Genomic DNA, 9,574 nt, shown 5'->3' with positions numbered 1-9,574 from the left:
AGAGCCTGTTCATGTGCGCCTTCACGGCAACCCGGCACAATCCGGATCTGGCCTCCTTCTATGCGCGCTTGCGCAGCAACGGGAAGCAACACCTGTGCGCCGTCATAGCCGTCGCCCGAAAACTCATCATTCTCGCCAACGCCATCCTCATCCGAAAGACCGAATGGACGCCACAGTACCGGCAAAATTGAAACATGGTTGCTCCCCGCCTGCGGGGAGAAGGTGATCTGCCGCACCCTTTCCGGTCCCACCACCCTCTCGCAGGGCACGTCCCCTCGCCCCGTTTACGGGGAGAGGGTTAGGGTGAGGGGCAGCCATCGGCGTAAACCAGAAAGCGGCAGAGCATGACGAAAGAGGAATTGGCCGACTTTGTCAGCAGTCTGACAGCTGGCATATCGCGGGCTTTTCATTTGCCAGGTCTTCTATGGGCGCTCTATTCGGAAAGCAGCTCGTCCGTCTCGGGCCCGTCCTCGGTCTTGCGCAACGGTCTGAAGCTCATCCGGTGCAGCGAGCAGGGGCCGTGTCTCTCGATGCCGGCGCGGTGCTGCGCCGTGCCATAGCCCACATGCGCGGCAAAGCCGTAATCCGGAAACACGCTATGCGCCCGCGCCATCATCCGGTCGCGCGTCACCTTGGCGACGATCGAGGCGGCGGCGATCGAGACCGAGCGGGCATCGCCCTTGACCACGGCCTGTCCGGGGCAGTCGAGGCCGGGCGGCACGTCGAGCCCGTCGGTCAGCACGTAGCTGGCCGGAATGGCGAGGCTGCAGATGGCGCGGCGCATGGCGTCGAGGCTTGCCTTGCGGATATCCGTCTCGTCGATGCGCGTCGAACTGGAGGAGGCGATGGAGACGGTCGCAGTCGCCAGAATCTGCACGAACAGTTCCTCCCGCCGTTGCGCCGACAGCTGCTTGGAATCGTTCAGACCCTCAGGAATGCGCTTCGGATCGAGAATAACGGCAGCAGCCACGACGGGTCCCGCCAGCGGCCCGCGGCCTGCCTCGTCGGCACCGGCGACCGGCCAGTGGCCGGCCTTGCGGGCTTTGAGCTCCAGTCGAAAATCCGGCACGAGCGGAACCGTGTCGAAAAGCTGGGGAGAATCGGGTGACGTGCGAGGTTTCATGCGGCTGAACCTCGCACGCCAACCCGATTGCCCGCAAGTCCCCGGATCAGGGCGGCGGCCGGGGACGCTCCGGCGGATGGTGGCGGTCAGGGCCATCCGCGGGAATTGCGCTCGGGCTCGAAAACAGGGCGGTTTTCTCGAGAGCCGATGCGCAAGCTAGAAGCAATTCCAGGAAAAGCGCGAAGCGGTTTTGCCGGAATTGCGTGGAAACAAAAGGTTAGAGCAGCGATAGTTGTACGCCGCTGCCGTCTGGCGGCACGAACAGATCATCGCGCAGCGGCACGCTGCGTCGCGTCAACTCGAAACGTCGGGCTGCCATTTCAAAGCGCCGGGCGATCTGCCAGGCATAGGGACCGGCGCCTTTCATGCGCTTGCCGAATTCGGCGTCATAATCCTTGCCGCCGCGCATCGAGCGCACCAGCGACATCACATGCCGGTAACGATCGGGATAATGCTGCAGCAGCCAATCGCGAAACAGCGGGCTGACCTCGAGCGGCAGCCTGAGGATGACATAGCTCGCCTCGGCAGCACCGGCCGCCTTCGCCGATTCGAGAATACGCTCCAGCTCATGATCGTTCAGTGCCGGGATGAGCGGGGCGGCCAGCACAGCCGTCTGGATGCCTGCTTCGGCAAGCGTGTGGATCGTCTCCAGCCGCCGCGGCGGCGTGGCGGCACGCGGCTCCATCGTCCGGGCAAGCTTGCGATCCAGTGTGGTCACCGAGATGCCGACGCGCACCAGGTTCTTGCCTGCCATCTCCCGCAGAATGTCGAGATCACGCAGGATCATCGCCGACTTGGTGACGATCGATACCGGATGGTTCGCCTTGTTCAACACCTCGAGAATGCCGCGCATGATGCGCCATTCCTTCTCGATCGGCTGATAGGGATCGGTATTGGTGCCGATCGCGATCACCCGCACCTTGTAGCCGGGCTTGGCGAGTTCCCGCTCCAGTAGTTTTGCCGCATCGGGTTTGGCAAACAGCTTCGTCTCGAAATCGAGCCCCGCAGAAAGCCCCATATAGGCGTGCGTCGGCCGGGCGAAACAATAGATGCAGCCGTGTTCGCAGCCGCGATAAGGATTGATCGAGCGGTCGAAGGAAATGTCTGGCGATTCGTTGCGGGTGATTGCCGTGCGCGGTTTCTCGACCTGCACTTCCGTCTTGAACGGCGGCAGTTCTTCCCACGTCTGCCAGCCATCGTCGAAAGTCTCACGCTGCAGCGCCTCGAACCGCCCTGTCGGGTTCAGTCCCGCCCCACGCCCGCGCCGCCGATCGACCTCGACTCTCAGACCGGAGGAAACGATCATCGCATCGGCAACATCTGCCGTATTGGCAGGCGCGAATGCGGCCTGCCCTGCCAGGGACTGCTCTCTCATCGGATTCTCCCGCAGCGGAAAGCCATCGCTCCCGCCCGTTTTGCTGATTAAATTCCTATCCGCAAGACAAGAACAATGCAAGAACAAAATGAGGAAAACGGCGCTGGCAAAAATTTGTGCGGCGCATTATAAATAGTCAATGTTGACGGTTGTTCTCGAATGTCAGGATCAGGAATCTGAGCTGGCACAGACTTTATCGGTACTGGTGGCAGGCGCGGTGGAGGGGCTGGTGAGTGATGTGGTCGTGCTCGATCACGGCTCACGCGACGGCACCTCGCGGGTCGCCGACGCTGCCGGCTGCCGCTTCCATTCGCAATGGGATATCAAGGACATCGTCCGCTCGGCGCGCGGCGAATGGCTGCTCTTCGTCGAGCCGGGCGCAAGACTCCAGGCCGGCTGGATTGATGAGATCGCCGAATATGTCGCGCTGAACAAGCTGCCGGCGCGTTTCACTGCGTCGCGCGGCTACCGGCGCCCGTTCTTCCAACGTGTCGGCCGAGCCGTGCCGCCGCTGGAGCTTGGTTTGCTGATGCCGAAAAAGCTGGCGCTCGCGACCGCCAAAAGCGGCATGCGGCTCACCGAATTCGTCAAGGGCCAGAAGCCGCGCCGGCTGGCGAGCGAACTCATTCCCTCTTGGGTCGCTCGCGCTGCCCGCTAAGCAATTCCACTCTTCGTCATCCTGCCTTCGCGCCGATGCCTGCCCCCTCACCCTAACCCTACCGGGGTCGTGCCACCCGTCTCGCCCCGTCCTTCGGACCCCCGTAAAAACGGGGCGAGGGGACGTGCCATACGAGACGCGAGAGAGGGACGGAGAGGTTGCGGCATATCCCCTTCGCCCCGCAAGCGGGGAGAAGGTGGCGGCAGCCGGATGAGGGGCAGGTCGCCGAACCTTGGAGGGGTATCATACAGCTCCCGTCATCGCGCAAAAGATGGCGCCCAATAGGATTTCGCGCTATAATTCAGGTATGGTGCCGTCGAAGCGCCTCGCTTCGCAACGGAATGGCCATGGAATGCCGGTGAACGGCAGAACAGGTCAGCGAAAATCTCCTCTTCTGCCGGGTTCCCGGCGAAAGGAGGTGCGTCATGGCACGCGGTAGGGTCTACGGCGTACGCAGTATGATCTACGGCCTCATAGCCGTCATATTGCCGACATTGGTGATCGCGCATCCGCATTCGGCAGCATCGCAGATGATGCGCAGTTGCGCAGGCCGACCCGAAATCGTCAATTTCCTGGACAAGAACTTCGCCGAAAAGCTCACGGCAGTCGGACTGATCAACCAGAACGCCATTCTTGAGGTCTATGCCGCCGAAAGCGGCACCTGGACACTCATCGTCACGGATGTTCACGGCATAAGCTGCGTCCTGCTCTCGGGTGACAGCTGGGACACGATGCCCGTCCTGCCGGGCCTGGCCACATAGTGAATGCCCCTGGTGCGCCAGGGGCAGCCCTACTTCGTCGCGCCGCGTTTCAGGTGCTCGTCCAGCCGCGGCATGATCTCGACGAAATTGCACGGCACGCTGCGATAGTCGAGCTGTCCTTTCAGAATGCCGTCCCAGGCATCCCGGCAGGCGCCGGGCGAACCCGGCAGCACGAAGATGAAGGTGGCGTTGGCAACACCTGCCGTGGCGCGCGACTGGATCGTCGCCGTGCCGATCTTCTCGTAGGAGATCCGGTGGAAGATGGCGGAAAAGCCGTCCATCCGCTTTTCGAACAAAGGCTCCAGCGCCTCTGGCGTCACATCGCGGCCGGTAAAGCCGGTGCCGCCTGTGGTGATGACGACGTCTATGTCTTCGTTCTCGGTCCAGGCTTTCACCTGCGCGGCAATCTTTTCGCGATCATCGGGCACGATCCCCCGGTCGACCAGCCTATGCCCCGCCTCCGTGATCCGCGCCGCCAGCGTATCGCCTGACTTGTCCGTCTCCGGCGTGCGGGTATCCGAGACAGTCAGAACCGCAATGCCGACCGCGATGAAGGGCCGCTTTTCGTCCAGACCTGCCATCATGCGCCTCCCGAAACCGTTTCCGTCGCCTGGAAATACCAGCCAGGGCGCTTGTCGTGAAGAGCTGCCGCCGCATCTTCGGCAGCAGTCATGCTCGCAAAGATGCCGAAGCAGGTGGCGCCGGAACCGGACATGCGGGTCAGAAGGGCGCCGTGAGCTTGCAGTATCGTCGAGATCTCCGAAATCTCGGGCACGAGTTCGCGCGCCGGCGGCTCCAGGTCGTTGCGGGCAGCAGCAATCGCCGCGAGCCAGTCGGCAGTCTGAGGCCGGCTCGGTGCCGGGCTCAGGGCCGGATTGTTCTTTGTCGCCAGCCGGCGGAAAACATCGAGCGTCGAGACGCCCTTCAGCGGATTGGCGAGCACCATGGCAAAGGCCGGCAGCTCCGGCACAGGTTCGAGCTCTTCGCCGATGCCGCGGGCAATCAGCGGCCGGCTCTCAAGGCACATCGGCACGTCGGCGCCGAGCTTCAGCGCCAGCGCGGCAAGCGTCTCCGCCGATAATGTCGTGCCCCAGAGCCGCATCAGCCCGCGCAGCGTCGCAGCTGCATCGGCCGAGCCGCCGCCGATGCCGGAGGCGATCGGCAGGTTCTTTTCGAGATGGATGCGGACCGGAAAGGCGAGGGGACCGATCGCCTCGCGCAGGAGATCGCGGGCCTTCAGCACCAGGTTGGTGCCGCCGTCGCCGGCAAGTACTTCGCCGAAACGGCCAGACAGGGTGAATTCGTCGGCCGGCGACCGTATGAAGTCCAGCCGGTCGCCGTGATCTGCGAAGGTCACCAGCATATCGAGCAGATGATAGCCATCCGGCCGCTGGCCCGTCACATGCAGGGCCAGGTTGATTTTCGCGCGAGCTTCCTCGGAAACGCTAGAGCATGATGCCGAAAAGTGTGAGCGATTTTCGGACGACATCATGCTCTATTTCTTTGACCTGTATCCGGCCAAGCCCTTTTCAGGCATGCCTTCCGCTCGTCAGGATTTCTTGTCGACCGGCGGCGGGATGACAGGTGCCGGATCCGGCTGCTTCTTGTCGGCCGCCTTGGCATCGTCGCTGGCGGGAGGCAGGCCATTGGCGACCTTGTCCTTGATCTTCGGGATCTCGGCAGCTTCGGGCTCGGAGCTGAGCGCCCGGTTCCACTGGTAGACGGCCTCGAGCTTGCGGCCGACGCGCCAGTAGGCGTCGCCGAGATGGTCGTTGATCGTCGCGTCGCCGGCCTTGATCTGTGCGGCGCGCTCCAACTCCTCGACGGCATCATTGAAGCGGTTGAGGCGGAAATAGGCCCAGCCGAGCGAATCGATGATGTAGCCGTCGTCAGGGCGAAGGTCGACAGCCTTCTTGATCATGCCGAGACCTTCGTCGAGGTTTCGGTTCATGTCGATCCAGGAATAGCCGAGATAGTTCAGCACCTGCGGCTGGTCGGGATTGAGCTCCAGCGCCTTGCGGAAGTTGGGCTCCGCCTGGTCCCACTTCTTCAGCCGCTCATAGGCAATGCCGCGCTGGAAGAAGACGCTCCAGTTGGCGCGGCCGGGAATGGGGCCGATTACTTCGACGGCCTTGTCGTAATTGGTGGCCATCGCCTCGTAGTCCTTGGCGTCGGAGAGCACGCTGCCATAGGCGAGGTAACTGCGGATGTCCTTCGGGTCGGAGGCGATCAGCGCCTGCAGGTGCTTGCGCGCCTCGTCCACCTTGCCGCCCTGGGCAAGGGCAAGGCCGAGCTGCAGCTCGGAGATGCGCCGCATCGGCGAATTCTCCGGCACCTTCTTGTAGAGCGCAATGGCACGGTCCATCTGGTTCTGTTTCTCGGCGATGCCGCCGAGCAGCACCAGCGTATCGGCGCTGTTCGGATCGAGCGCATTGGCCGTCTGCAGGTACAGCGAGACGATGTCCTCGGCGCCGTCGCGGTTTAGCGCGCCGCCGACGGAGAAGAGCACGCCGGCAGCCCCTTCTTCGGCCGTCTTGACCTGTTGTTCCTGCTTCTCGTTCTTTTCAATGCTGTCGCGCAGCGCGTTCAGCGGCGCATAGTTCGGCAACAGGTTGTCGCCGACGGAAACGGCGTCGAGCGCCTTCTGCTTGTTGCCTTGTGTTGCTTCGAGGCGGGCAAGCGCCATCACCGCGCGCATGAAGGTATCCGGCGCCGTCGCGCCGCCTTCCTTGTCGAGCACGGCATCGTTCAGATGCTGACGGGCGGCTTTCACGTCGCCGGAGACGATGGCGATCGCCCCGGCATTGTAATTCTGGAAGATGCGGAACCAGTCCGGCCCCTTCATCTTCTCGACCACGGTGAGTGCTTCCTTGCCGCGGCCAGCGCCGACGCGGGCCCAGGCGAGCAGCAGGTCGTTCATCATCCGGTCGAGATCGTTCGGCCCCTTATATTTCAGGATGGACTCGGCGGTCTTGTAATCGTCGCGGCGTACGGCATCCATGCCGCGCACAATCGTGGTGATGCGCTCGACGGAAGGGTCGCCCTTCAGGTCGTTGGCATATTTGACGCCGTCCTTGATGTCGCCATTGAGCAGCAGCGAGATCATCAGCCGTTGGCGAATCTCGGGATTGCCAGGCTCGATCTGCAGCGCCTTCTTGTAGAGTTCGATCGCCGTCTCGTAGTCATGATCGACATCGGCGGTGCGCGCTGCGAGGAAGGCGCCCGAGAAAGTGGTCACGCTGTCTGCATCAAAGTGAGCGGCCGTGCCGGCATCGTCTGCCTTGGCCGCATCCTCGGCGTTCACGCCGCCGACACTGCCCAGCGAAAGGACAGCTGCAAGCGCTGCGCTCGTAAGAAGACGGATGGCAAGTCTCTGCCGCATTAGGAAACCTTTCTTCGACAGCGTCCCGACAAATGGTGTCGGTCGCAATACCAGTTGCGATCACTGATTCACAACAGGATGGCTTTTTTGAAGCGGCGCTGCAAGAAAATCAGCCTGCGATCAAGGACGTTTGATCAATTGACGCGCTCGATGCAGAAGTCGATCACCTCCATCAGGGCGGATTTCCAGACCGTATCGGGAAGGGGCGCAAGCGCGTCCCGTGCGATCGTTCCGTAATGGATCGCCCGGCCGATCGTGTCGCTGAGCGTGCCATATTTGGTGATCAGCCCCAGCGCTTTTTCGAGGTTGGCGTCGGTGCTGTTGCCGGCTTCGATCGCATCGCGCCAGAAGGCGCGCTCGTCCTCGGTGCCGCGGCGATAGGCCAGAATGACGGGCAGGGTGATCTTGCCTTCGCGGAAATCGTCGCCGACATTCTTGCCGAGATCGGCCGCCTTGCCGCCGTAATCAAGCGCGTCGTCGACGAGTTGGAAGGCGAGCCCCAGATTCATACCGTAGGATTTCAACGCATTGCGGCCCGACCGGCCGACCTCGGCGACGATCGGCCCGACTTCGGCGGCAGCGGCAAACAGGGCCGCCGTCTTGGCGCGAATGACGGAGAGATAATCGTCCTCCGTCGTCTCCATGTTCTTGGCGACGGAAAGCTGCAGCACTTCGCCTTCGGCGATCACGCAGGCGGCGGAAGACAAGACGTCGAGCGCATCGAGCGAGCCGACGTCGACCATCATGCGGAAGGCCTGGCCGAGCAGGAAGTCGCCGACCAGTACGCTTGCCTGGTTGCCCCAGATCATCCGCGCCGTCGATTTGCCGCGGCGAAGATCGCTCTCGTCGACGACGTCGTCATGCAGCAGCGTCGCCGTGTGCATGAACTCGACTGACGTGGCGAGCTTGACGTGGTTTTCGCCCCTGTAGTCGAACAGCGAGGCGGAAGCCAGCGTCAGCATCGGCCGCAGCCGCTTGCCGCCCGATGAGATCAGATGGTTCGCCACTTCGGGGATCATCTGCACGTCGGAGCCGGCCTTGGACAGAATGAGCTGGTTCACTCGCTCCATGTCCGCCCTGGTGAGATCGACCAATGGCTTGATGGATGCCAGTTTGTTTTTGCTTTCTTCAAGCGGTATGACCACGCCCAACGACCCGGACTCCTGTTCATTCTTTGCATCTGACAATAGAAAGGGGCGATGGACGCGGCAAGGGGTGAATTGTCGCGCTGAGCGAAATTGGAAGGAAAACGACGGCAAATGCATGAGCTTATCCGCGCCAACGACCCCGTTCTTCTCTCCTATGCCGAGAGTTTGATGAAAGATGCGGGAATTCACTGCTTCATCGCCGATCAGGGCATGAGCGTGCTGGAGGGCTCGCTCGGCATGCTGTCGCGCCGCCTGCTGGTGGATGAGGAGATGGCCGATCAGGCGCGCCGCATCCTCATCGATGCCGGTCTCGGTGGCGAGTTGCGCGAGCGGAAGTGAACTCCGATGACCGGAAAAACCACTGACACCATCGATGCCTTTCATCGCGGCGCCTTTCACGTGATGCAGCCGAAGGGCAGGGGCCATCGCTCCGGCATGGATGCGATGCTGCTTGCGGCTCTGGTCGTCGACGACCGTCCGGTCAGGGTTGCTGATCTCGGCGCCGGCGCTGGTGCCGCCGGTCTTGCCGTCGCCTCGCGGCTTGCCAATACGCAAGTGGTGCTCTTCGAGCGCTCGGCCGAGATGGCCGATTATGCCCGCCGCAGCATCCTCTTGCCCGACAATGCCCATGTCGCGGGCCGCGTCAGCGTCGTCGAGGCCGATGTGACGCTGACCGCCAAGGCGCGCAACGATGCGGGGCTCACCGATGAGAGCTTCCACCACGTCATCATGAACCCGCCCTTCAACGACGCCGGCGACCGGCGCACGCCGGATGCGCTGAAGGCCGAAGCCCATGCGATGACCGACGGCCTGTTCGAAAGCTGGATACGCACGGCCGGCGCCATCATGATCCCAGGCGGGCAAATGTCGCTGATCGCCAGGCCTCAGTCGATCGCCGAGATCGTTGCCGCCTGCGGCCGGCGTTTCGGCGGCATCGAGATCACCGCTATCCACCCGCGTCCGGGTGAAAATGCCGTGCGTATCCTGGTGACTGGTATCAAGGGATCGCGGGCGCGGCTGTCGCTGCGCGCGGCGCTTATCATGCACGAAGAGGGGAGCCACAAGTTCTCCCCCCTCGTCGACGATTTCAACAATGGCCGGGCGGCTTATGCCAGGCTTTAGACCGG

At 62.8% G+C, this 9,574-nt stretch carries 10 protein-coding genes and 1 pseudogene; 5 read left to right on the top strand and 6 right to left on the bottom strand.

Annotation, left to right across the window (positions count from 1 at the left end; translation table 11 throughout):
- A pseudogene (locus tag HFO99_RS28970) lies at positions 1 to 191 on the top strand (IS110 family transposase); the annotation flags it as partial.
- A 242-nt stretch (positions 192 to 433) separates the two neighbouring features.
- Here the strand turns inward: HFO99_RS28970 and HFO99_RS28965 are convergent.
- Complete coding sequence (locus HFO99_RS28965) at positions 434 to 1,123, bottom strand: ribonuclease HII (RefSeq protein ID WP_222365119.1); 690 nt, start codon at positions 1,121 to 1,123, stop codon at positions 434 to 436.
- Positions 1,124 to 1,340: 217 nt separating this feature from the next.
- Complete coding sequence (locus tag HFO99_RS28960; protein ID WP_222365117.1) at positions 1,341 to 2,498, bottom strand: PA0069 family radical SAM protein; 1,158 nt, start codon at positions 2,496 to 2,498, stop codon at positions 1,341 to 1,343.
- A gap of 139 nt (positions 2,499 to 2,637) precedes the next feature.
- Here HFO99_RS28960 and HFO99_RS28955 point away from each other — a divergent pair, with 139 nt between their 5' ends.
- Positions 2,638 to 3,156, top strand: a complete 519-nt coding sequence (locus HFO99_RS28955; RefSeq protein WP_222365115.1) for a glycosyltransferase family A protein — start codon at positions 2,638 to 2,640, stop codon at positions 3,154 to 3,156.
- Positions 3,157 to 3,581: 425 nt separating this feature from the next.
- Positions 3,582 to 3,917 carry a hypothetical protein gene (locus HFO99_RS28950; protein ID WP_222365114.1) on the top strand — a complete coding sequence of 112 codons (336 nt, stop codon included), beginning with the start codon at positions 3,582 to 3,584 and terminating at the stop codon, positions 3,915 to 3,917.
- A 29-nt stretch (positions 3,918 to 3,946) separates the two neighbouring features.
- Here HFO99_RS28950 and moaB read toward each other — a convergent pair whose 3' ends face one another.
- The 4 genes from moaB to HFO99_RS28930 form a co-directional block, all read right to left on the bottom strand.
- Positions 3,947 to 4,498, bottom strand: coding sequence for a molybdenum cofactor biosynthesis protein B (gene moaB / locus HFO99_RS28945; RefSeq protein ID WP_222365112.1), 552 nt, complete (start codon positions 4,496 to 4,498; stop codon positions 3,947 to 3,949).
- Positions 4,498 to 5,409, bottom strand: a complete 912-nt coding sequence (locus HFO99_RS28940) for a 4-(cytidine 5'-diphospho)-2-C-methyl-D-erythritol kinase (protein WP_222365110.1) — start codon at positions 5,407 to 5,409, stop codon at positions 4,498 to 4,500. The genes moaB and HFO99_RS28940 overlap by 1 nt, the downstream gene beginning before the upstream one ends.
- Positions 5,410 to 5,466: 57 nt before the next feature.
- Positions 5,467 to 7,299, bottom strand: coding sequence for a tetratricopeptide repeat protein (locus HFO99_RS28935; RefSeq protein WP_222310929.1), 1,833 nt, complete (start codon positions 7,297 to 7,299; stop codon positions 5,467 to 5,469).
- 134 nt (positions 7,300 to 7,433) lie between these two features.
- Positions 7,434 to 8,450, bottom strand: coding sequence for a polyprenyl synthetase family protein (locus HFO99_RS28930; RefSeq protein ID WP_018070111.1), 1,017 nt, complete (start codon positions 8,448 to 8,450; stop codon positions 7,434 to 7,436).
- Positions 8,451 to 8,558: 108 nt separating this feature from the next.
- On the opposite strand from HFO99_RS28930, the gene HFO99_RS28925 reads away from it, so the two are divergent.
- Both HFO99_RS28925 and HFO99_RS28920 read left to right on the top strand, forming a co-directional pair.
- Entirely contained in the window at positions 8,559 to 8,786 is a 228-nt protein-coding gene (locus HFO99_RS28925; protein ID WP_024321294.1) for a DUF2007 domain-containing protein, read from the top strand.
- A gap of 6 nt (positions 8,787 to 8,792) precedes the next feature.
- A complete protein-coding gene (locus tag HFO99_RS28920) occupies positions 8,793 to 9,569 on the top strand; it encodes a tRNA1(Val) (adenine(37)-N6)-methyltransferase (protein WP_222333326.1) in 777 nt (258 codons plus the stop codon).
- Positions 9,570 to 9,574: the final 5 nt, after the last annotated feature.

The organism is Rhizobium leguminosarum (assembly GCF_019798305.1).
Classification (GTDB): Bacteria; Pseudomonadota; Alphaproteobacteria; order Rhizobiales; family Rhizobiaceae; genus Rhizobium; species Rhizobium leguminosarum_U.
The sequence above is the reverse complement of the archived record's forward strand: the minus strand, read 5'-3'. Positions and strand labels throughout refer to the sequence as shown.